General features: G+C 60.7%; 16 protein-coding genes. 7 read left to right on the forward strand and 9 right to left on the reverse strand.

Features of this window, described 5'->3' with window-relative positions; translation table 11 throughout:
• Positions 1-26: 26 nt before the first annotated feature.
• The 3 genes from Q1A63_RS02515 to Q1A63_RS02525 are packed head-to-tail and all read right to left on the reverse strand — an operon-like array spanning position 27 to position 3,276.
• Positions 27-944, reverse strand: a complete 918-nt coding sequence (locus Q1A63_RS02515) for an esterase-like activity of phytase family protein (protein WP_298968992.1) — start codon at positions 942-944, stop codon at positions 27-29.
• Positions 923-1,852 carry a penicillin-insensitive murein endopeptidase gene (gene mepA, locus Q1A63_RS02520; RefSeq protein WP_298968994.1) on the reverse strand — a complete coding sequence of 310 codons (930 nt, stop codon included), beginning with the start codon at positions 1,850-1,852 and terminating at the stop codon, positions 923-925. Before mepA ends, Q1A63_RS02515 begins: the two co-directional genes overlap by 22 nt.
• Positions 1,849-3,276 (reverse strand): MFS transporter, encoded by a 1,428-nt coding sequence (locus Q1A63_RS02525; protein WP_298968996.1) that lies wholly within the window; start codon positions 3,274-3,276, stop codon positions 1,849-1,851. Before Q1A63_RS02525 ends, mepA begins: the two co-directional genes overlap by 4 nt.
• 97 nt (positions 3,277-3,373) lie before the next feature.
• Between Q1A63_RS02525 and Q1A63_RS02530 the strand changes: the two genes are divergently transcribed.
• The 3 genes from Q1A63_RS02530 to yaaA all read left to right on the forward strand — a co-directional run bounded on the left by Q1A63_RS02530 (position 3,374) and on the right by yaaA (position 6,672).
• Positions 3,374-3,661 carry a YggT family protein gene (locus Q1A63_RS02530; RefSeq protein WP_298968998.1) on the forward strand — a complete coding sequence of 96 codons (288 nt, stop codon included), beginning with the start codon at positions 3,374-3,376 and terminating at the stop codon, positions 3,659-3,661.
• A 133-nt stretch (positions 3,662-3,794) separates the two neighbouring features.
• Positions 3,795-5,840 (forward strand): DNA helicase RecQ, encoded by a 2,046-nt coding sequence (gene recQ / locus Q1A63_RS02535; protein WP_298968999.1) that lies wholly within the window; start codon positions 3,795-3,797, stop codon positions 5,838-5,840.
• 52 nt (positions 5,841-5,892) lie between these two features.
• Positions 5,893-6,672: a peroxide stress protein YaaA gene (gene yaaA, locus Q1A63_RS02540; protein ID WP_298969001.1), complete on the forward strand. Its 780-nt coding sequence runs from the start codon at positions 5,893-5,895 to the stop codon at positions 6,670-6,672.
• Here yaaA and Q1A63_RS02545 read toward each other — a convergent pair.
• From Q1A63_RS02545 to Q1A63_RS02565, 5 genes are all read right to left on the reverse strand, one after another.
• Positions 6,657-8,954, reverse strand: coding sequence for a response regulator (locus Q1A63_RS02545; protein ID WP_299630544.1), 2,298 nt, complete (start codon positions 8,952-8,954; stop codon positions 6,657-6,659). The two genes, yaaA and Q1A63_RS02545, sit on opposite strands and share 16 nt — an antisense overlap.
• Positions 8,955-9,064: 110 nt before the next feature.
• Positions 9,065-11,107 (reverse strand): hypothetical protein, encoded by a 2,043-nt coding sequence (locus Q1A63_RS02550; RefSeq protein WP_299630546.1) that lies wholly within the window; start codon positions 11,105-11,107, stop codon positions 9,065-9,067.
• Complete coding sequence (locus Q1A63_RS02555; protein ID WP_299630548.1) at positions 11,104-13,881, reverse strand: DUF4159 domain-containing protein; 2,778 nt, start codon at positions 13,879-13,881, stop codon at positions 11,104-11,106. Before Q1A63_RS02555 ends, Q1A63_RS02550 begins: the two co-directional genes overlap by 4 nt.
• On the reverse strand, positions 13,878-14,759 hold the full coding sequence (locus Q1A63_RS02560) for a DUF58 domain-containing protein (RefSeq protein WP_298969009.1): 882 nt from the start codon (positions 14,757-14,759) through the stop codon (positions 13,878-13,880). Before Q1A63_RS02560 ends, Q1A63_RS02555 begins: the two co-directional genes overlap by 4 nt.
• A gap of 20 nt (positions 14,760-14,779) precedes the next feature.
• Positions 14,780-15,787 (reverse strand): MoxR family ATPase, encoded by a 1,008-nt coding sequence (locus tag Q1A63_RS02565; RefSeq protein WP_298969011.1) that lies wholly within the window; start codon positions 15,785-15,787, stop codon positions 14,780-14,782.
• A 68-nt stretch (positions 15,788-15,855) separates the two neighbouring features.
• On the opposite strand from Q1A63_RS02565, the gene Q1A63_RS02570 reads away from it, so the two are divergent.
• The 4 genes from Q1A63_RS02570 (at position 15,856) to Q1A63_RS02585 (ending at position 18,335) form a co-directional block, all read left to right on the forward strand.
• Entirely contained in the window at positions 15,856-16,431 is a 576-nt protein-coding gene (locus tag Q1A63_RS02570; RefSeq protein WP_298969575.1) for a DUF1285 domain-containing protein, read from the forward strand.
• A gap of 91 nt (positions 16,432-16,522) precedes the next feature.
• Positions 16,523-17,209, forward strand: a complete 687-nt coding sequence (locus tag Q1A63_RS02575; RefSeq protein ID WP_298969013.1) for an SDR family NAD(P)-dependent oxidoreductase — start codon at positions 16,523-16,525, stop codon at positions 17,207-17,209.
• A gap of 36 nt (positions 17,210-17,245) precedes the next feature.
• Complete coding sequence (locus Q1A63_RS02580) at positions 17,246-18,010, forward strand: TIM barrel protein (RefSeq protein WP_298969014.1); 765 nt, start codon at positions 17,246-17,248, stop codon at positions 18,008-18,010.
• Positions 18,011-18,104: 94 nt separating this feature from the next.
• Complete coding sequence (locus tag Q1A63_RS02585; RefSeq protein ID WP_298969016.1) at positions 18,105-18,335, forward strand: DUF2798 domain-containing protein; 231 nt, start codon at positions 18,105-18,107, stop codon at positions 18,333-18,335.
• A gap of 23 nt (positions 18,336-18,358) precedes the next feature.
• Here Q1A63_RS02585 and polA read toward each other — a convergent pair whose 3' ends face one another.
• Entirely contained in the window at positions 18,359-21,154 is a 2,796-nt protein-coding gene (gene polA / locus Q1A63_RS02590) for a DNA polymerase I (RefSeq protein ID WP_298969017.1), read from the reverse strand.
• Between the last annotated feature and the right edge of the window lie 42 nt (positions 21,155-21,196).

A 21,196-nucleotide genomic window follows, 5' to 3' on the forward strand; every position in this document is an offset into this window, starting at 1 on the left:
TAGGCCCTAACGAACGCCAGCGCAAGTCATTCGTTCAACACGTATTCGATCAGATCGGTGGGCAGGAGGAACAGAAAGTTATCGTCACTGACCATGGTGAGCCGGATGCTGCCGGTGCTGTCCGCCCAGACCGCAAGCCCTTCGACATTGCCATGCTGCCGCAGCGGTGTTTGCAGGATGATTTCAATGTCTTCGATCCCCGCTTCCGTCACCGTCATGCGGCGCACCTGACTGCGAAACCCGTAAGGGGTGAAGTCACGCTCCAGAAGATAGAGTTTTCCGTCTGGACCGAAATCGCCGCCGACCGGTGCAAAATCCGGCGTAAGCGGCAAGGTAAACGGCTGATCCCACTTGCTTTGCGGCAGACGGCGATAGACCAGCGCCTCATAGGCACCCACGGCGACCTTCTCGGGAATGGTGTAGAGCGTGCCGCCTGCATCGACGGCAACCATTTCCATCCCGGCATTGTTGAAGAACGACCGCCAGGCCCGCGTATAAGACGGCCACGCGGCGTCGCTTTCCCAGGTGTCATAGCGCAAGACACGGTGAACATGCTCGAACGACACATTCAGGCGGCCCTGTGCATCCAGGGCCAGGCCTTCGGCATCGGTATGTGGGAATTCCCGCGTTTGTCCTTTGTCATCCACCAAAGGTTGGGCGTCTTCGATTTCAACACCCGAAAGAACGCCATTTTCCCGTTTGAGAGTGCCGCGCAGGATGTAGCCGCGATCCGTGACCGCATAGAAGGTCTGCCCATCCGCGGTCACTTCGATCCCTGATAACCCGCCAAACCAATCGGCATCATGTGCCCAATTCAGCGTTGCGCTGTGCTGGGCGAGTTGATCCGTCGCGGCAATCTCCGGGCCCGAAGGGGGCGGATGCAATGCCAGAACCGGGGCGACACCAAGGGCCGCGATGAAAGCTACTGCAAGACTGCGGCGCATTGAGCGGGCAGGTCCGCGAGCAGGATCTCACGCTTTGGTTTTGGTTTGGGGGCGTTGGGGTCGGGCGGCGGTGGGTTCAGGATGTTATTCACCCAGGCCTGCGCATCCGCACACCCATCTCCGGGGGGCGGTGGGTTTTGATCTATACATCCCTGTGCCCCGTCGGGGCAGGCCAGCCGCACGTGGAAATGGTAGTGGTGTCCATACCAGGGCCTGATCTTGCGCAACCAGCTGCGGTCGCCCTTGGCGTCATTGCACATTTGCACCTTTGCGCCCGGGAAGATAAAAATCCGGGCCACGCGCGGGTCTGAGGCGGCTGCCTTCAGGATTTCGTGATGTGCCGGTGTCCAGTTGTCGTTCACGAAGGCCCCGGCATTCCGGCGCATGGAGATGGAGGAGATGTTCTCGCGCGCGCTTCTGCTCAGGGTCAGGTTATCTGCGGGACGCAGCCAGATGTCGGCATCCAGACCGATCTGATGGCTGGCATGACCCGACAGCATGGGCCCACCGCGCGGTTGGCTCAGGTCGCCGACATAAAGACCATTCCACCCCGGTTGCCGTGCGGCCTTGGCGCTGAGTTTCTGGACATAGTCCACGGTTTCAGGATGCGCCCAATTGCGGTTGCGGGACAGGCGCATGGCTTGCCAGGTGGGGCCGGTTTCAGGCAGACGCGCAGAGCCTGCCAGACACCCCTTTGAGTAGCTGCCAAATGCAGCAGAGGCTGCTGGGGAAGCGACTTGTTTCGCGCCAAACAGCTTTTTGGCGGGTTGGTTGGCCTGAATGTGCCCGGATGTGCCGATGGTTGGCAGAATGGCGGAGGCCTGTTGCTGCGATTGCGGTGTGCCATCGGAGCAGGCCGCGACACCTGTTGCAAGGACGGCGATGGTGACAAATCTGCGCAGGTTCATGTTTGGAAATCCCCTTTTGGCTTGACCCATGCTAACAGGATCAGCCCAAGAATAAACAGCCCCGCGACAGGTGTAATGCCCAAGCGCTGGCTGCCGCTGATATCGCTGGCCAATGCGATGAGCGCAGGCGCTAAAAAAGATGTGGCTTTGCCGGAAAGTGCATAGAGACCAAAGGCTTCGGTCATCCGGTGCGGATCTGCCTGATGGGTCATCATGTTGCGCGATGACGCCTGCAGAACACCGCCTGCTGCCCCGATCAGCGCACCTGCCACATAGAACATGATGTCTGGCAGCGAAGATCCCTCAGACAGGGTGACGCCCAGAACCGATGTTGGCGTCAGCGAGATGATCAGGCCGGATGTCAGGATCAGCGCGATACAGCAGGTCACAATAACGGGTTTGGGACCGATGCGGCGGTCAATGCGCCCGCCGACCCAGCAGAAAAACGCCCCGCTGATGGCGGCGAGAATGCCGAACACACCGATTTCCGTGATCGACCAGTTCAGCACCCCCAGCGCGTAGATGCCGCCAAAGGTGTAGAGCCCGTTGAGCGCGTCGCGATAGAACATCGATGAACCGAGATAGGCGAGAAGCGAGGGGTGTTGCGGCAGGTTTTTCAACGTGCGCCAAAGGTCGCGCACGCCCGCGCCCAGTTTGAATACCGTGGCGTTGGGGTCTACGCGGTCCCTTGTGTAAAGAAAGAAGGGGATCATGAAGACGGCAAACCAGAGGGCCGTGAGCGGCCCCACAATGCGGGTGTCTGCGCCGGTCTCGACATTGAGCCCGAAAAGCGGCGTCAGACCTGCAATCGTCCGCCCGGTGTCCCCCGCCTGAAACAGCGCCAGCATCAGGATCAGCGCGAGCACGCCGCCCAGATAGCCAAAGGCCCAGCCCGAGCCGGAGATGCGTCCGCGCTCATTTGGGTCATCGTGCAATTCGGGCAGGTAGGAATTGGTGAAAATCGTGGTGAACTCCATGCCAATAAGGCCGATACCGAAGAAAAACAGCGCCCAGATGACGGAGAAATCGTCGGGCGCGGTCCACCACAGCCCGCCCGCGCCAACCACGTAGAGGGCAGAGAAAAACCAGACCCACGGCAAGCGTTTGCCAGAGCTGTCAGCGACCGCACCGAGAATGGGGGCGAGGATCGCAATGCTGATCCCTGCCGCTGTCAGCCCATATCCCCAATAAGCCTGCGCCTGCGCTTTGGCCGCCGCCACATCCATACCCTCTGCGACCAGAGCTGCGGTCGCGGTCTGGGCAAAATACGGGCCAAAGATGAAGGTCAGCAACAGCGTGTTGTAGGGTTGGCTGGCCCAGTCAAAGAAGTACCACCCCCAGATGCGTTTGCGCGCGCTGATCATTGGCCTGCCTGTGTCGCTGCTCTCGGTGGCAGGTAGAGCAGGCTGGCGCGGATCAGGCAAGCAAAGCTTTGAGCGGCGTCAACCATGACCGGCCTGTTGGTCTTGCTTATTTTAGGCGGCTTGCTTACTTGAGGCAGACGCAAAGAGAGGTCCGCCGATGCAATCGCTGTTCGAAATCCTGATGCTGCTGCTGAACGTGCTGTGGTTCTTCATCATCGCCCATGTGATCATGAGCTGGTTGATCAATTTTCAGGTGTTGAACACGCGGCAGCAGTTGGTGGCGCAGATCTGGTACGGGCTGAACCGTATCCTGGAGCCAATTTATGCGCCGGTTCGGCGGGTTCTGCCCAATATGGGGGGCATCGATCTGGCACCGCTGGCTGTTTTGTTGGGCGTTGCGATTCTGCGGATTGTCTTGGTGAACAACTACGGTCTGTTTCTCTGATTTCCAAAAGAGACCCGGCCAGAAACACGAACTGAGGCGGCAGTTTTTCGATGGCCGGTCGGTTGAGGGCTTGTTCACGATTCCTTAGTGTGGGACTCTGCAAAAAAGAGCAGAACCGACGTAAGGAATTCGGATGTCAGGCGCGGCCAGGCTGTTACAGGATGTCTTTGGATTTGATGATTTTCGTCCTGGTCAGGGCGAGATTGTCGAGGCTGTTGCCGATGGCGAAAACGTGCTGGCCATCATGCCAACCGGTGGCGGTAAATCCCTTTGCTTTCAATTACCTGCCCTGATGCGGGATGGGGTGACGGTGGTGATCTCGCCGCTGATTGCCCTGATGCGCGATCAGGTTCGCGCCCTGCAGGAAGCTGGTGTCAGCGCGGGCGCCCTGACCTCGGGCAATACGCCGGAGGAAACGGACGCGGTATTTGAGGCGTTGGAGGCGGGTCGGCTCAAGCTGTTGTACATGGCGCCAGAGCGTTTGGCGGCGGGTGCAGCGGTTGGGTTGTTGCGCCGTGCGGGGGTCTCCCTGATTGCCGTGGATGAAGCGCATTGTGTGAGCCAATGGGGGCATGATTTCCGACCGGATTACCTGCGCATTGGTGCGCTGCGGCGTGATTTGAACGTCCCATTGGCGGCCTTTACCGCGACTGCGGACGCCGAAACGCAAGCAGAGATTGTCGAAAAGTTGTTCGACGGTGTGGCACCCCGTGCTTTCCTGCGCGGGTTCGACCGACCCAACATTCATCTGGCCTTTGCCGCCAAGGATGGACCGCGGCGGCAAATTCTGGACTTTGCGGCAGCGCGCAAAGGGCAATCGGGGATCGTCTATTGCGGCACACGTGCCAAGACGGAAAGCCTGGCAGCCGCCCTGCGCGAAGCGGGGCATACAACACTGCATTACCACGGCGGCATGGAAGCCGAAGACCGCCGCATCGCCGAGACCCGGTTTCAGCGCGAAGACGGGCTGATCGTAGTGGCCACCGTGGCTTTTGGCATGGGCGTCGATAAACCGGACATTCGCTGGGTCGCCCATGCGGACCTGCCCAAATCGATCGAGGCTTACTACCAGGAAATTGGGCGCGCAGGGCGCGATGGCGCTCCGGCTGAAACGCTGACTTTGTTTGGCCCGGAAGATATTCGTTTGCGCCGGTCGCAGATCGACGAGGGGCTGGCATCGCCCGAACGACGTGCGGCCGATCACGGGCGGCTGAACGCGCTCTTGGGTTTGGCGGAAGCGCTGAAATGTCGACGTCGTACCCTGTTGCAGTATTTTGACGAAACCGATGTCTCTTGTGGCAATTGTGATCTGTGCGACCGCCCTGCAGATGTGTTTGATGGTACCACGGCGGTGCGCAAAGCGCTGTCTGCCATTTTACGCACGGATGAATGGTTTGGCGCTGGGCATCTGATCGATATTCTCACCGGAAATGAGACGGATAAAGTGCGCCAGCGTGGTCACCAGACCCTGCCAACCTATGGCGTTGGCACAGAATATGACCGGCGGCAGTGGCAGGCGATTTTCCGTCAAATGATGGGACATGATCTGGTGCGTCCGGATCCGGAACGCCATGGCGCGTTGCGGATGACGGACGCGGCGCTGCCGCTTTTGCGGGATGAGACCTCAATTGAGCTGAGACGTGATAGCATTCGTGCCGCCGCCTCAACCCGGCGTCCGGCGGTCAAAGCCATGGTCTCAGAGGAAGATGCCCCGCTATTGTCTGCGCTTAAAGCCAAGCGCCGGGCCTTCGCCGAAGCGGCAAAAGCCCCCGCTTATGTGATTTTCAATGATCGCACGCTGATCGAAATGGCGGAAACGCGACCGCAATCCTTGGATGACATGGCGCGCATCGGCGGGGTTGGGGCAAAGAAACTAGAGCGCTATGGCGCGGCCTTTCTCGAAGTGATCGTCGGTGAGGCGCAGCAAATGCACCCGACACGGCGTAAACTGGCGGGGCGCGAAGCGGGCACCGTTTACGACCGGCTGCTGGCGGTGCAGGCGGATTTGACCCGCGGTGCGGATGGCGTCGAGAAACCGTTGAGTTGTTCGGCTTCGCTGCTGGCGAAGGTGGCACAGATGCGTAACGCCGACCCTTCTGCGCTGGAGCGATTGCTGGGAGACAGGCGGGCGGAACGATTTGGCCCCGCTTTTCTGGACGTGTTGCGGGAGGCGAGCTAAGTCATCGCGCAAGGGCGCCGCGCGCAGGACAGGCAAGATGGGGGAGATAGGTATGTTGGTGGTAATTTCGCCGGCCAAGCGTTTGGATTGGGCAGAACGGGGCGTTCAGACAACCGAACCGGTTTTTCAGGAAGATGCGGTCAGACTGGCCAAAACCGCGCGCAATCTCACCTTGGGAAATCTGCGGCGTTTGATGGATTTGTCGGATGATCTTGCCCGGCTCAACCGCGATCGTTTTGCCGCTTTTGAGGATGCGCCTGAGACTGAGGTTACACGCCCGGCCGCGCTGGCTTTTGCCGGAGACACGTATCAGGGGCTGCAGGCAGACAGTCTGGATGAGGACGATCTGGCCTGGGCGCAGGAGCATTTGCGGATTTTGTCGGGCCTTTATGGGTTGCTGAAACCTCTGGACGCCATTCAACCGTATCGCCTGGAAATGGGCAGCCGGTTGAAGACGCGGCGGGGTAAGACCCTCTATGAGTATTGGCGCGACGGCTTGTCCAAGGCGCTGAACGCGCAGGCGAAAGTGGTCGATACCGATACGCTGGTGAACTGCGCCAGCCAGGAATATTTTGGTGCGGTCGCGCCAAATGCCCTGAAACTGCGCGTCATCACGCCCGCCTTCATGGAGGATAAAGGTGATGGGAAGCGGCCAAAAACCGTCAGCTTTTTCGCAAAGAAAGCCCGCGGTGCCATGGCACGCCATATCGTTCAAAACAGGCTGACTTCACCTGAGGATTTGCAAGATTTCGACCACGAGGGATATCAGTATCGCGCAGATTTATCCGTTGTAGACAATCCTGTCTTTGTCAGACCCTATCCAACAGCCTGATCCGGCAGTTCGGGGCGCGGATTGACCGCATCCGCCGGACAATAAGCCATGATGTGTGTGTGCATCTCCGCCTTGCGCACGGGCTTGGACATGTAATGATCGAGACCAACCGCGAGTATTTCCTTGCTGTCTCCCTGCATGGCGTGGGCGGTCAAGGCGATGATCGGCACGTGATCACCGGTGCCTTCTTCTGCTTTGCGAATGGTTTGCGTAGCCTCTTTGCCGTCCATTCGCGGCATCGAGATATCCATGAAGATAAGGTCCGGCACGAAAGATTTGTGGGCCTCCACAGCTTCCAGCCCGTCATTTGCAAACTTCAGATCAACATCAAAGTCCTTGAGCATTTTGCGCAAGACCAGCTGATTGGTTTTGTTGTCTTCTGCCGCCAGAACCCGCATGCGTCGTGGACCGGTTTGCGGCGTTTCAATCTCTTCAAGAGCGGGTTTTTCGGCGGCCGTTTTGACCACTTCAAGAGGGGGATCAGCCGCCTTGCCACGCTTATGGGAAAATGTCGGTACGTCCAACTCGGGCAGTTGATCGGGGTTGTCTTCAACCTCTTCCACTTCAGCTGAGGACAGCCATTGCAGTATTTCGCGACGTGGAAACGGGCGCGGCGCAATGGAATTGACGGCGTCTTTCCCCGGATCGGCCTGCGCATGCCCGACATTGGAACTGAGCAGGACCATCGGCATTTCGTGCCCCGCCTTGCGCGCGGTTTCGGCGAACTCCAACCCGTTCATATCGGGCATGATGTGGTCGACCAGCACGATGTCCACGCTGCGGTCCAGCAGGGCCAGCGCGCTGGCGGCATCCGGGCATGAGGTTACCTTCAATCCGAGCGCTTCGATCTGTTGGCTCAGAATGTGCAGGTTGGGTTCAAAATCATCGACCACCATCACATGCCGCAGCGATGGTGGCAGCGCCGGAGTGTCAGGCTTGACCTCCTCGGCACCTTCAAAGGTAACCTCAAAGCCAAAGCACGAGCCTACACCCTCCTCTGAGGTCAGCCAGATTTTACCGCCCATCATGTTGATCAGGTGTTTTGTGATCGACAGGCCAAGCCCGGTGCCATCGAACTGACGATTTCGCTCATTTTCCACCTGGTTGAACTGGCCAAAGACATGATCGATCATATCTTCCGGAATGCCGATGCCGGTGTCTTCCACGGTGACGCTGAGCGTATATTTCTTGCTCGTATCGTCCAGCGCACCCCGCACTTTCACGATGACATGGCCCTGCTGCGTGAACTTCACGGCATTGCCCATCAGGTTGGTCAGAATCTGCCGCAACCGGCCCGGATCGCCGATGAAGCGCGAGGGCAGGAACATGTCATAGTCGAGCGCCAGCATCAGGCCCTTATCGCGGGCCGAGGACTGCAGCAGCATAATGATTTCAAGGATCGATTGCTCAAGATCGAAGGGTTCCGGATGAAGCTGCAGACGTTCCGCTTCGATCTTGGAGTAGTCGAGCACGTCGTTGATGATGACCAACAGCGCCTCGCCCGAGTTCTTGATCGTGTCGACATAAAGCCGTTGTTCTTCGGTCAGGGGCGTGTCGACCAGTACATCCGCCATGCCGACAACGCCGTTCATCGGCGTCCGAATCTCGTGGCTCATATTGGCGAGGAATGCCGATTTTGCCCGGTTCGCAGCCTCCGCACTCTTGCGGGCGGCCTTCAGCTTCTTCTCATATTCAACGGTTTCGGTGATGTTGAGCCCCAGCGAGATGATGTCGCCATCCGGCCCCCGTTGGTCGATCATCTTGATGTATTCGCCATTCCACAGGCGAATGACCACCGGTTCCGGTTCCGGGCTCTGCACCCGTTCGATCATATTCTGGCGCCAGTCGGCGGGTTTCATATCGCCGATGTTGACGATGCCCTCATCCGTCAGCACCTGCAGGATGGTGACGTAATTCACCCCTGGTTTGATCTCTTCAAGCTTGTCGAAAACGGCCAGATATGACCGGTTCGCCATGATCATTTCCAGACCCGGCGTGAAGAACGCAAAGCCGTCATTGATGGTTTCGATCGAGTGCCACAGCCGTCGTTCGACCAACTCGATCTTTTCATGGGCGGCGGAAAGGTCGGATTTGACGCGCTGGTTTTCATTCCGGACCGTGGCCACTTCGGCACGGGTTTCGACGATTTCATGCGAGAGCTGCTTGGCGTGTTCGCCAAGTTTTCTGTTGGCGGCAAAAAGCTCCGCCTGCTTGAGTTCAAGCAGGCGTTCTGCGGCCAATCTGCCACGCCGTTCTTCTGCCAATTTGTTGGCAAGACTCATCCGACCACCGGCATTTCCAATCCTTTTGCATAGATTGGCATGCGCAGGGTGAATATCTGTTTAACTCAGACGTCAGGGCCGAGCGGGCGTTGAGCCCGATGGTCAGCGGATCAGCGGCGGCCCTCACGCAACCACGCCGCGGTGATCAAAGCGGCGGATAACAACAGGACAAGCCAGCCGGGCAAAAGACCGGTCTGACGTACATCGCGGGTTTCAAACGCATCGCGTGGGGTCAGGCCGATCCACCCGCGCCCGGCGGCAGGCCTGCCAACGCGGATATTGCGCAGGCGTGGCAGGCCTTCTTCGATGCGGACAACACCGCCGCGCAGGTCTTCGAGCACTGGCGCCATGACATCCCCGGTCGCAATGGTCTGTTCGAACTCGCGCGGCGCAGCAGGCCCCAGTCCGATCACGGCGTTCTGGTCTCCATTGGCCAGCCGATAGAGGCCGATTTCGGGTCCCTCAAAAATACCCTCAAAAACGCCGGGGCTGGTCTCCGTGAGCGACAATTCCGTCTCATTGCCCGAGGGGTCAGTGATCGTTAGCGGCGGTACGGTGTCTTCGAGCGTGCGGCGCTTGATCCGCATGGTCTGCCCTGTGGCTTCTGCGGTCAGCGATTCCTCTTCGAGCTCGGGCTCTTTCATCATCCAGTGCGCCAGCCTGCGCAGCAGTTCCAATTGCGGCCCACCGCCCTCATAGCCGCGATTCCACAGCCACGCGTGATCGGAGGCCAGCAAGGCGACACGGCCCTGATCCACCCGATCCAAGATAAGCAAGGGGCGTTCATTCACACCGGACATCACGACGTTGCCGCGCGCTTGCGCGATATCAATCTGGCGCAGCCAACGCCCCCAGTCGCCATTGCCTGGCAGCTCGGTGGTAACCGGGTGCCGCTTGCCCAGATCAGTGATGGCCGGCAGGTAGGGTTCATCGAGCACGCGCGCAGTAGGCGAAGCAGGTAGCACCGTGCCCAGCGGTGAGCGATAGATGCTATCGGCACCGGCAAAATCGGCACCGGCCGCCACCAGAACAGCGCCGCCTTGCCGGATGTAATTGGCCACATTGTCAAGATAGAGCGCGGGCAGGATCCCACGTCGCTTATAGCGATCAAAGATGATCAGGTCGAAATCATCGATCTTTTCCAGAAACAGTTCCCGCGTCGGAAAAGCGATGAGGCTGAGTTCGCTGACCGGGACGCCATCCTGCTTTTCAGGGGGGCGCAGGATGGTGAAATGCACCAGATCAACCGAGCTGTCGGATTTCAGCAGATTGCGCCAGGTACGTCCCCCGGGATGCGGCTCGCCGCTGACCAGCAACACGCGCAGGCGGTCGCGCACACCATTCATCTGGATCAGGGCGGTGTTGTTGCGATCGGTCAATTCGCCTGGTGCCACAGGCACGGTGAATTGGATCACGTTGCGCCCGCCGTGCGGCAAGGTCACAGGCAGTTCGATGTCCTGGCCCAGGGGCACCTCAAAGCGTTGCGGCGTGTCACCATCCACGGAGATTTCCAGCGGCGCCAGCCCGGTGCTTTCCGGTGCCGCGCCCATGTCCTCAATCCGCAGTGTCAGGGTGACCGGCTCGCCGATGATGGCAAAAGCGGGGGCGTTTCGAATGCTCAGGCGGCGGTCCCAGTCGGTGGATTTTCCAGTCAGCAACAGATGCATCGGGGCGGGCAGATCAACCGGCAGGTCGGCGTCATGAACCTGCCCATCGCTGAAGGCGAGAATTCCTGCGATCCGGGCACGGGGCTCTTCGGCCAAGGCGCTGGAAAGCTTTGTCATCAGCTGCGTGCCCGCGTCCCCCTCGCCATCGGGCACCATAATCCGGCGCACTTCAGTATTCGGGCGGGCGGCGATCTGTGCGGCAAGGCGATCTGCGGCGGATTTTGTCTGTTCCGGCCTGTCCGAGAGTGCCTGACTGGCGCTTTCGTCTTCCAGCAACATCACGATATCGGTCAGCGGTGCGCGATCTTCCTGCTGGTAAGAAGGGCCTGTCAACGCGCCGAGGATGACCATCGCGGCCAGCGCCCGCAGTGCCCAGCCGTTGAGCCCCCGCACCGCGGCCAATATCACGCCAATGGTGGCAATGACGGCAACCGCCGCGACAAGGCTCCAGGGGATGAGCGGGTCAAATATGATGCTGCCGGTCATTGGCCCAACCTGTCGAGCAAGGCAGGCACATGCACCTGATCAGATTTGTAATTACCGGTCAGCACATGCATCACCAGATTGACCCCGAAGCGGAAGGCAAGCTCACGTTGACGCTCGCCAGTAAAGCCGCGCCCAATGGGCACCATGGGCGCGCCCGAGGCTGCAACGGCCCAGGCCGCGGCCCAGTCGTTGCCGCCGATGACCACTGGCGTCACACCGTCATTGAGGTTGCGGAAGGGCATGCCCTCCACCTGCTCCGCATCGGGCGGGGCGGCTTCGACCCAGACGTCGCGGCTGGTGTGGCGACCGGGGAAATCCTGCAGCAGGTAGAAGGTGCGGGTCAGCACGTGATCCGACGGCAGCGGCTCCAACGGCGGAATGTCGAGCGGCGCTGCAAGGTCCTGCAGCTTGCGCCCGTTCGGGCTGGCGGCGCCAAAGCGCGCGATATCGGCGTCGCGCGTGTCGAAAAGGATCAACCCACCGGATCGCAGATAGGCGTTAAGCCTGGCATAGGCCTCTGACGACGGGCGGGGCTGATCAGGGGTGATCGGCCAGTAGAGCACCGGGAAAAACGCAAGTTCATCGGTTTCCAGATCAACGCCGACGGGTTCGGCAGGCTCCACCGAGGTGCGGAAGAAAAGCGTGTCCGAGAGACCGCGCAGCCCCGCGTCCGACATATCATCCACGCGGGTGTTGCCGGTCATCACAAACGCCAGTGCCAGTTCCGCCGTTGCATTCAGGGCAAAGGCATCGGCATCGGTGGATTGGGCTTTGACATGTTGCGGCAGTCCAAGGGGCAAAAGAGTGACCAAAGCGACCGTTGCCGCGCGGTTCACCTTGCCCAGCAGTCGTCCGGACAGGGACAGTGATGCGACAACATCCGCCAGCAGCAGCAGGATCGCAAGGCTCAGAAGCCACCCGGCAACGGGTTGCTCCGGCGGCACGGCAAACCCTTTGATCGGGATGCGCGCGGGCCAGGTGACCGGCGTCAGAACGCTGTCCGCGGTAATGACGTTGCGGGCCAAACGCCGGTCGCCGGAGGCATAGATGCCAGGCTGCATATTGGGGCCGGGCGGTGCGTTCAGCAGATCGGGCCCCGGGACACCGGGCAGGTTACCTGCATCGCGCAGGGACCCGAAACCGTCCATGACCTGTTCCGGGGTCCAGGTGGTCCCTTCGAGCTGGCTGGCATCGGGTTGCGAGGCTGAGGTGGAGATCGCCAGCCGCTCCAGCATCTGCACGAAAAGACCCGACAGCGGCAGCGTCGACCAATCCGCGGTGGCGGTGATGTGAAAGAGCACGATTTGCCCCTGCTCGCGGGATTTGCGCGTGACCAGAGGGGTGCCGTCCGTGAGTTCCGCGATCACCCGTTCCGCCAGAGTTGGGTCGGGCTGCGCCATCACCTGTGACGTGATTTGCACATCATCCGGAATGGCCAGCCCAAAGAACGGGGAGGTTTCGCGGAACGGCGCCAGCGCCTTGGGCGCGCCCCAGCTCATCGCACCGCCCACCGTGCGGCCCCCGGTGCGCAAGCGCACGGGCATCATCGGGTCCTCGTCAATCCGGCTCACATCGCTGGCCGCCACACGCGGGCCCGCAAACCGCACCAGCATGCCGCCTTCATCGACCCAGGCGCCAAGCCCCTCCGCTTCCGAAGGGGACAGGGTCGCAATATCGGCCAGAATGATCACATCCGGATTGGCGGGCAGGATGTCGGTGATCGATCCACGGATCAGATCGGCATTTGGCGCAAGCGCCTGTTCGATGTAGTGCAGGGGCGACAGCAGCTGTAATCCCTCTCGGCTTTCACGTCCGGCGATCAGCGCAACCTCGCGGCGTCGTAATCCGTCATCGGCGAGCGTGGTGGCGCCCGCGGACCGCTGGCCTTGCAGGTCAAAACGTGTGATCCGCGCGCGCAATTCCGAGGGTAGCGAGAGTGCGGTATCCGCGCTTGTCGCGTCCTCTTCGAAGACCGCAGTGGCAGTGGCGAGAATACTGGCATTGCCTGCGGGATCACGTCCCTGGGCCTGCACGATGACTTCACGCTCCGGCCCGCCTGCCGCGCGTACTGCGGTGATCTGAACCGCGCCGTCCTCGAACCCGGCAGGCCGCAGCGCGAGTACGTTCGCGGCGGTTTGATAAACCTCCACCGCGCCCTTGGCTTCAAATGCGGCGAGCACATCTTCGCGCCCGGGATAATCGAGACCATCGCTGAACCAGAGGGTGTCAAACCCGTCCAGTGTCTCCGCGAAGGATACCGCTTGCGCGGACCGCGCCGCATCCGGCTGCCAGGGGGCTGGCCTGAACCCGGGTAACCTGCTGCGCCAGGCGTCAGCGGTTTGGAAAACAGGGGCTTGCGGGCGCGCCATATCCAGGAAGGCAACGGTGCGGCCTGCGCGGCTGGCGCGGGTCAGCTGGGCCGCAATTGCGTCTTCCTGCTCTGACCATCGGGTCGCACCGGCCCAGCTGCCATCCAGCACGATCAGCAACGGGCCGCTGCCCTGCGCCTGACCTTCATTGGGGTTCAGGACAGGACCGGCGAGGCCGAGAATGATCGCCGCCACCGCCAACATGCGCAGTAACAAGAGCCACCAGGGCGTGCGATCAGAAACGCTTTCGTCATCCTTGAGACCGAGGAGCAGCGCAACGCCGGGAAAGCGCCTGCGGATCGGGGCGGGGGGCACGGCGCGCAGGATCAGCCAAAGGATAGGCAGCGCCAGCAACGCCATCAGCAACCAGGGGGCGGTGAACCCGATGCCGCCCAGAACGGTCATCGCACACCTCCGGTATCAAGTGCACGGTAGAGCCACAGCAGTGCCGATTGCGCCGATGCACCCGTGTGGTGCAGCCCGTATTGCCACCCGGTCACGGTACAGATCTTTTGCAATTCCTCTTTGCGCTCCGCAAGCCGCGCGAGATAGCGGGTTTTGAGCTCGTTGGCCTTGAGCGTTTCATGCCGAAGGCTGCCGCCGACGCTTTCAAAAATGGTGCGTCCGCGGAACGGGAATACCTCTTCGGAGGGGTCGAGGACATGCATCAGAACACCGCGCACACCGCGATCTGCGGCCTTTGTCAGCGCCAGCTTGACCTCTTCGATGTCCCCCATGAAATCCGAGATGAACAGTGCGCGGGCAGAGGGGATCATCGCCCGGTGCTCGGGGGGCGCGTAGTCCTCCACGGCATCCGTGGTGAAACTTTCGGCCAGCCTGAGAACCTGGGCATTGCCGCGCCGGGGGGGCAATGTCGTGCCCGTCAGGCCCACACGTTCACCGCCGCGCACCAGCAGGATTGCCACGGCAAGCCCGAGCAGGCGCGCGCGGTCGGCCTTATGCGGCAAGGCATCGTCGCTGGAAAACCGCATCGATGCCCCCTGATCGACCCAGAGCATCACCGATTGCGCAATCTGCCATTCGCGTTCACGCACGAATTCCTGATCTCCGCGCGCGGAACGGCGGTGATCGATCAGACGGCGGCTGTCACCCACTTGCGCAGGCCGATATTGCCAGAAGTCGTCCCCCAACCCGGCGCGGCGGCGACCATGATCGCCCAACAGCACTGCACCCGCGAGATGTTCGGCGCGCGCCAACAGCGCGGGCAGCGAGGCCGCCTGCTCTTCGGCCTTTGCCCGAAGCGCCGTAGGCTGGGACGACATTTGGAGAGGGGCGGGTGAGGTCACGCGGCGGCCTTCGCTCCAGCAAGATCGGCAGCGGTGGACTCAATGAGCCCCGCAAGACTGTCGCCCCGCGCCCGTGCCGCAAAGTTGAGCGCCATTCGGTGGCTCAGAACCGGGCGTGCCATATCGAGAACGTCCTCGGCTGACGGGGCAAGCCGCCCTTCCAGCAACGCCCGCGCCCGCACGGTCAGCATCAGCGCTTGCGCCGCGCGCGGACCAGGGCCCCAGGCGACGGTTTCGCGCACTTGCTGCGATGCGCCTTCCTCTTCGGGGCGGAAGGCGCGCACAAGATCAAGGATCATTTCCACAACACTGTCGCCCACCGGCATGCGGCGCAGCAACTGCTGTGCGGCGATCAGTTCGGCAGCGGTAAAGACTTCTGTCGACGCGGCCTCTGACTCGCCCGTCGTGGCCAGGAGAATATCCCGTTCTGTGTCACGGTCCGGATAGGCCACATCAATCTGGACAAGAAAGCGGTCAAGCTGCGCTTCGGGCAGCGGGTAGGTGCCTTCCTGCTCAATCGGGTTTTGCGTTGCGAGCACGTGAAACGGCATGCCAAGGCTGCGATTCTCACCTGCAACAGTGACTGTTTTCTCCTGCATCGCCTGCAAGAGTGCCGATTGCGTCCGCGGGCTGGCGCGGTTGATCTCATCCGCCATCAGCAACTGGCAGAAAATCGGGCCCTGAATGAAACGGAAAGCGCGGCTGCCGTCTGCTGCGGTATCAAGCACCTCCGAGCCCAGAATGTCGGCTGGCATAAGGTCGGGCGTGAACTGAATGCGGTTTCCATGCAGCCCCATGACCGTGGAAAGCGTCTCAACCAGCCGGGTTTTGCCCAGTCCGGGCAACCCGATCAACAGCCCGTGGCCACCGCACAACAGAGCCGTGAGCGTCAGCTCTACGACACGCTCCTGACCAATGAACCGCTTGGTGATCGATGTGCGCGCTTCGGCAAGCTTGTCTTCCAGCGCCTCGATTTCCGCGACCAGGTCTTCTGCTTCACTCATGACAACGTGCTCCGATGGATTATATGCTTGATGTAACTCTAACGTGCGCATGGGAAATGGCAAAAGCAATGAGTGGACAAAAAACCGTGACACCGTCGGCAGAAAGTCTTGCTGCATCATTAACTGCTGCAAAAACACGCGGATTGCCGCCCGTGCACCTTTGGAATCCGCCTTTTTGCGGTGATCTGGGCATGCGCATCGCCCGGGATGGCACGTGGTTTTACCAGGGCACGCCAATTGGGCGGCCCGGATTGGTTAAATTATTTTCATCGATTCTCAAGAAAGAGGGCGAGAAGTACTTCCTTGTCACCCCGGTTGAGAAGGTTGGCATTACCGTAGACGACGCCCCCTTTGTCGCTGTGGACTTCGAGGTGGCGGGCGAGGGTGTCGACCAGATCCTGACATTCACGACCCAGGTGGGCGACAGTGCCACTGCCAGTGCCGATCTGCCAATCCGCGTGGTGCGTGATGCGGATACCGGTGAGCCATCGCCCTATGTACTGGTGCGTGCAAACCTCGAAGCGCTGATCGACAGAAAGAGTTTCTACCGTCTGGTGGATCTGGGTCAGCACCACGATGGCTGGTTTGGCATCTGGTCCAAGGGGAGTTTTTTCCAAATCATCCCAAGCGCCGAGCTGCCATAAGGGGTGGCGCACAGCCCTTGTGCGGTGACGTGGCTTTGCCCTGTCCGAAAGGGGATTACTATCTGCGGGTGACTCACGAAAGGGATAGATCATGAGCAAGGGAACAGCGGTGATTGTTGGCGCCGGCAGCGGGGTGTCGGCATCTCTGGCGCGGCAGTTGGCGGCAAAGGGATATGATTTGGTGCTGGGCGCGCGGAATACGGCCAAGCTTTCTGATCTCGCGGCAGAAACCAAAGCAAAGACCGTGTCGCTTGATGGCAGCGATCCAGCCCAGATGGCGGCTGTTTTTGAGGCTTTACCGAGTGAATTGCGGGTCGCCATCTACAATCCATCAGCGCGGGTGCGGGGCAGTGTGACCGAACTGGACCCCGAGGCGGTGCGCAACGCCATGGAGGTAACGGCCTTCGGAGCATTCCTGCTGGGTCAGCAAGCGGCCATCCGGATGGCGCAGAACGCGGGCGAGACCAAGGGCACAATTCTCTTCACGGGCGCCTCGGCAGGGGTCAAAGGCTTTGCCAACTCCGCGCCCTTTGCCATGGGAAAGTTCGCACAGCGCGGGTTGGCGCAATCCATGGCACGGGAATTGCATCCGCAGGGCATTCACGTCGCCTGGGTCAATATCGATGGCGCAATTGCCACTCTCGGGCGGGAAAACGATGGATCGGATCGGATGTTGGACCCAGAAGCGCTCGCCGTGGCCTATCTGCAACTGATCGATCAGCACCGCTCGGCCTGGAGCAGTGAAATTACACTGCGCCCTTGGGTGGAAAGCTTCTGAGCCTTAGGCTTTCGCGAAATTACGCGCAGAGGTCAGATGCTCAAACTCGCCGCCAATCTCAGTCACCTGTGGCAAGAGCTGCCCTATCTGGATCGTTTCGACGCCGCGGCAGAGGCCGGGTTCGACGGGGTGGAGGTGCTTTTCCCCTATGACATACCAGCCAAGGACACGCAGCGTGCTTTGCTCAGATGCGGCCTGCCGCTGGTTCTGATCAACGCACCGCCGCCAAATTACACCGGCGGAAAGCGCGGGTTCGCCGCTGTTCCCGGGCTGGAGGGCCGGTTTCGCTACGATTTGCGCCGTGCTTTGCGCTATTGCGAGGCGTTGCGCGTGCCCATGCTGCATGTGATGTGCGGTGTGGCGGAGGGCGCCGAGGCGCGTCAGACCCTGATTGGAAATCTGCGGTGGGCATCTGGTGAGCTGCCACAGGGCCTGACCTTGATGCTGGAGCCGCTCAACGCCGAGAGCATGCCCGGATATTTTCTGAACGATTACGGTTTGGCCGTGGACATCCTGCAAGAGCTGTCATTGCCCAATATCGCACTGCAATTCGATAGCTTTCATGCGCAATCCATCCACGGCGATGCGGTGAAGGTCTATCAGACGCACAAACCCTGGGTGCGCCATGTTCAGATCGGCGATGCGCCGGGCAGAACGACACCGGGGACGGGGAGCGTTGATTTCGAAAGTCTTTTTGAACATCTGATTGCGGACAACTACGCCGGTTGGGTCAGTGCTGAATACACGCCCGGCCCCCAGACCGAAGAGAGCCTGGCGTGGTTGCGTGCGCTGCGCGGCTGAGTTCCACAAAAACTGCGGTTCTAATGTGCGTTGACGCGCATGTAATCCCGGTTGCGGCATCCTATGTTCGGCGGGTTGAAACTGGGGGCGTGAGATGATTCCAGCAAAGTACCAGCATTTTGTATTCGGGTTCATCCTGTCGGGGTTGATGTCGTTCATGGTGTCAGGGATTGCCACGTTCCGCACAGCTGGTCTGATCGACGGGTTTTTGATGCTGTGGATCACCAATTGGCTGCCAAGCTGGTCTGTTGCCTTTCCCACCTTGCTGCTGGTTTCACCGATCGCACGGCGGATCGTCGCCAAACTGGTCCGTGCCGAGGCGTAATCCGGTAAACCGCTGTTCGCGGGCTAGTGCGCGACGGCCCAGTTAGGCCCCTGACCGGCATCGACGCTTAGCGTAACATCCAGTTTGACCACCGGGTCCGGGGCCGCTTCCATCACAGCCTTCGCCGCCGCGATCAGGTCATCCTGCGCACCCTCTTCGACCTCAAAGAGCAGTTCGTCGTGCACCTGTAGCAGCATTTTCGCAGGCAGATCGGCAATGGCGTCGGGCATCCGCACCATGGCGCGCCGGATCACATCCGCCGCCGTGCCCTGAATGGGCGCGTTGATCGCGGCGCGGGCGGCAAACCCGGCGTGCGGGCCCTTGGCGCCGATGTTGGGCGTGTGGATGCGGCGGCCAAAGAGCGTTTGGACATAGCCATGTTCTTTCGCAAAAGCCTTGGTGTCATCCATATAGGTGCGAATGCCGGGGAAACGTTCGAAATAGCGGTCGATGAAGCCCTGCGCCTCACTACGCGGGATGCGCAGATTGCGCGCGAGGCCAAAGCCCGAGATGCCGTAGATCACGCCGAAGTTGATGGCCTTGGCGCGGCGGCGGATTTCGGGTGTCATCTCCTCCATCGGCACGTCGAACATCTCCGAGGCAGTCATGGCATGGATGTCGTCACCGCGCTGGAAAGCCTCCTTCAGCGCCTCGATATCGGCGATGTGGGCGAGGATGCGCAGTTCGATCTGGCTGTAATCGAGCGCCACCAGCGTCTTGCCCTCTTCGGCGACAAAAGCCTCGCGGATGCGGCGGCCTTCTTCGGTGCGGATCGGGATGTTTTGCAGGTTCGGATCGGTCGAAGCCAGACGCCCGGTAGACGCCCCCGCAATCGAATAGGACGTGTGCACGCGGCCCGTGTCAGGATTGATATGATCCTGCAACGCGTCGGTATAGGTCGATTTCAGCTTCGATAGCTGTCGCCAATCCAGAACGCGGGCGGGCAATTCATGTTCGGTCGCGAGGTCTTCGAGCACATCGGCCCCGGTGGCATAGGCCCCGGTCTTGCCCTTTTTCCCGCCCTCAATCCCCATCTCGTCAAAGAGGATTTCGCCAAGCTGCTTGGGGCTGCCCACATTAAAACTGCGCCCCGCCAGCTCATGAATTTCCGCTTCCAACCCCGCCATGCTCTGGCTGAAGGCGTTGGACATGCGGCTCAACGTATCACGGTCTACTTTGATGCCGGTGCGTTCCATCTGCGCCAAAACCGGCACCATCGGGCGTTCGAGCGTTTCGTAGACCCGAGTGACCTGCGCGCGGTGCAGCGACGGTTTGAACTGCTGCCAGAGACGCAGGGTGATATCGGCGTCTTCGGCGGCATAGGGCACCGCGTCCTCCAGCGGCACCTTGTCGAAGGTGATCGCGGATTTGCCCGAGCCCAAGAGCGGTTTGATCGGGATCGGCGTATGCCCCAGATAACGGTCGGACAGCGTGTCCATCCCATGATTGTGCAGGCCGCCGTGCATCGCGTAGGACATCAGCATCGTGTCGTCTATGGGCGAAACATCAATGCCCATCTGCGCGAAAATCTTGGCATCGTATTTCATGTTCTGCCCGATCTTGAGGATTGACGCATCCTCAAGCACAGGTTTCAGCATCTCCAGAGCCTGGGTGACCGGCACCTGACCTTCGGCCAAATCGTCGGACCCGAAGAGACCATCGCCCTGATTGGCTTTGTGGATCAGGGGGACATAGCAGGCCTGCCCGGCTTCGACGCAGAGGGAAATGCCCACCAGATCAGCGGTCATTTCGTTCAGACCTGTGGTTTCTGTGTCCACGGCCACATAGCCACGTTCATAGATCCGATCGATCCAGGCCTGCAGCTCTTCGGCGGTGCCGACCTTGCTATATCCCGCCCGGTCAAACGGTATGTCTTCGACCTCCGGCGCATCGGGTGCCGCGGCGGGCGTATCGCCGATCTCCGGCGCTTCGACGCCGAGCTGATCTGCAATCCGTTTTGTCAGCGTGCGAAACTCCATTTCCGCCAGAAAGGGCATCAGCTGATCGGGGTCCGGCGTGCGCACTTCCAGATCATCCAGCGTGAAATCCAGTGGGGTCTCTTCGTCCAGCAACACCAGTTTGCGGGACAATCTGATCTGGTCGGCGTGGTTGATCAGCGTTTCGCGGCGTTTGGGTTGTTTGATCTCGCCTGCGCGCTCCAAGAGCGCGTCCAGATCGCCGTATTCATTGATCAGCAGGGCGGCAGTCTTGATTCCGATGCCAGGCGCGCCGGGGACGTTGTCCACGGAATCGCCCGCCAGGGCCTGCACATCGACAACGCGCTCGGGGTAAACGCCGAATTTCTCAAACACGCCATCCCGGTCGATGCGCCTGTTCTTCATCGCGTCCAGCATTTCGACGCCGTCACCGACCAGTTGCATCAGGTCCTTGTCGGAACTGATGATCGTGCAGCGCCCACCTGCCGCACGGGCCTGCACCGCCAGCGTCGCGATAATGTCGTCGGCCTCGTAGCCTTCCTTCTCCTCGCAGGCGATGTTGAAGGCGACCGTAGCGCGGCGGGTCAGAGGGATCTGCGGGCGCAGGTCTTCGGGCATCGCTTCGCGGTTGGCCTTGTACTGGTCGTACATTTCGTTGCGGAACGTATGGCTGCCCTTGTCGAAAATCACTGCCACGTGGGTGGGCGCATCGTCGCCCTTGGTTTCCTCCAGCATCTTCCAGACCATGTTGCAGAAGCCCGAGACTGCGCCAATCGGCAATCCGTCCGATTTCCGCGTGAGCGGGGGCAGCGCGTGGTAGGCCCGAAAGATAAAGGCCGACCCGTCGATCAGATGTAGATGATGCCCTTTGCCAAATGCCATGTCTGTGATCCCCTTGTCGCGCTACACCGTTCATGGCGTGCG

The organism is uncultured Roseobacter sp. (assembly GCF_947499265.1).
Taxonomy (GTDB): domain Bacteria; phylum Pseudomonadota; class Alphaproteobacteria; order Rhodobacterales; family Rhodobacteraceae; genus Roseobacter.

Excerpts from the sequence above, each read along its gene's own strand:
- Q1A63_RS02515 (WP_298968992.1), bottom strand. The coding sequence starts at position 944 with ATGCGCCGCAGTCTTGCAGTAGCTTTCATCGCGGCCCTTGGTGTCGCC.
- mepA (WP_298968994.1), bottom strand. The coding sequence starts at position 1,852 with ATGAACCTGCGCAGATTTGTCACCATCGCCGTCCTTGCAACAGGTGTC.
- Q1A63_RS02530 (WP_298968998.1), top strand. The coding sequence starts at position 3,374 with ATGCAATCGCTGTTCGAAATCCTGATGCTGCTGCTGAACGTGCTGTGG.
- recQ (WP_298968999.1), top strand. The coding sequence starts at position 3,795 with ATGTCAGGCGCGGCCAGGCTGTTACAGGATGTCTTTGGATTTGATGAT.
- yaaA (WP_298969001.1), top strand. The coding sequence starts at position 5,893 with ATGTTGGTGGTAATTTCGCCGGCCAAGCGTTTGGATTGGGCAGAACGG.
- Q1A63_RS02545 (WP_299630544.1), bottom strand. The coding sequence starts at position 8,954 with ATGAGTCTTGCCAACAAATTGGCAGAAGAACGGCGTGGCAGATTGGCC.
- Q1A63_RS02550 (WP_299630546.1), bottom strand. The coding sequence starts at position 11,107 with ATGACCGGCAGCATCATATTTGACCCGCTCATCCCCTGGAGCCTTGTC.
- Q1A63_RS02555 (WP_299630548.1), bottom strand. The coding sequence starts at position 13,881 with ATGACCGTTCTGGGCGGCATCGGGTTCACCGCCCCCTGGTTGCTGATG.
- Q1A63_RS02560 (WP_298969009.1), bottom strand. The coding sequence starts at position 14,759 with ATGTCGTCCCAGCCTACGGCGCTTCGGGCAAAGGCCGAAGAGCAGGCG.
- Q1A63_RS02565 (WP_298969011.1), bottom strand. The coding sequence starts at position 15,787 with ATGAGTGAAGCAGAAGACCTGGTCGCGGAAATCGAGGCGCTGGAAGAC.
- Q1A63_RS02570 (WP_298969575.1), top strand. The coding sequence starts at position 15,856 with ATGAGTGGACAAAAAACCGTGACACCGTCGGCAGAAAGTCTTGCTGCA.
- Q1A63_RS02575 (WP_298969013.1), top strand. The coding sequence starts at position 16,523 with ATGAGCAAGGGAACAGCGGTGATTGTTGGCGCCGGCAGCGGGGTGTCG.
- Q1A63_RS02580 (WP_298969014.1), top strand. The coding sequence starts at position 17,246 with ATGCTCAAACTCGCCGCCAATCTCAGTCACCTGTGGCAAGAGCTGCCC.
- Q1A63_RS02585 (WP_298969016.1), top strand. The coding sequence starts at position 18,105 with ATGATTCCAGCAAAGTACCAGCATTTTGTATTCGGGTTCATCCTGTCG.
- polA (WP_298969017.1), bottom strand. The coding sequence starts at position 21,154 with ATGGCATTTGGCAAAGGGCATCATCTACATCTGATCGACGGGTCGGCC.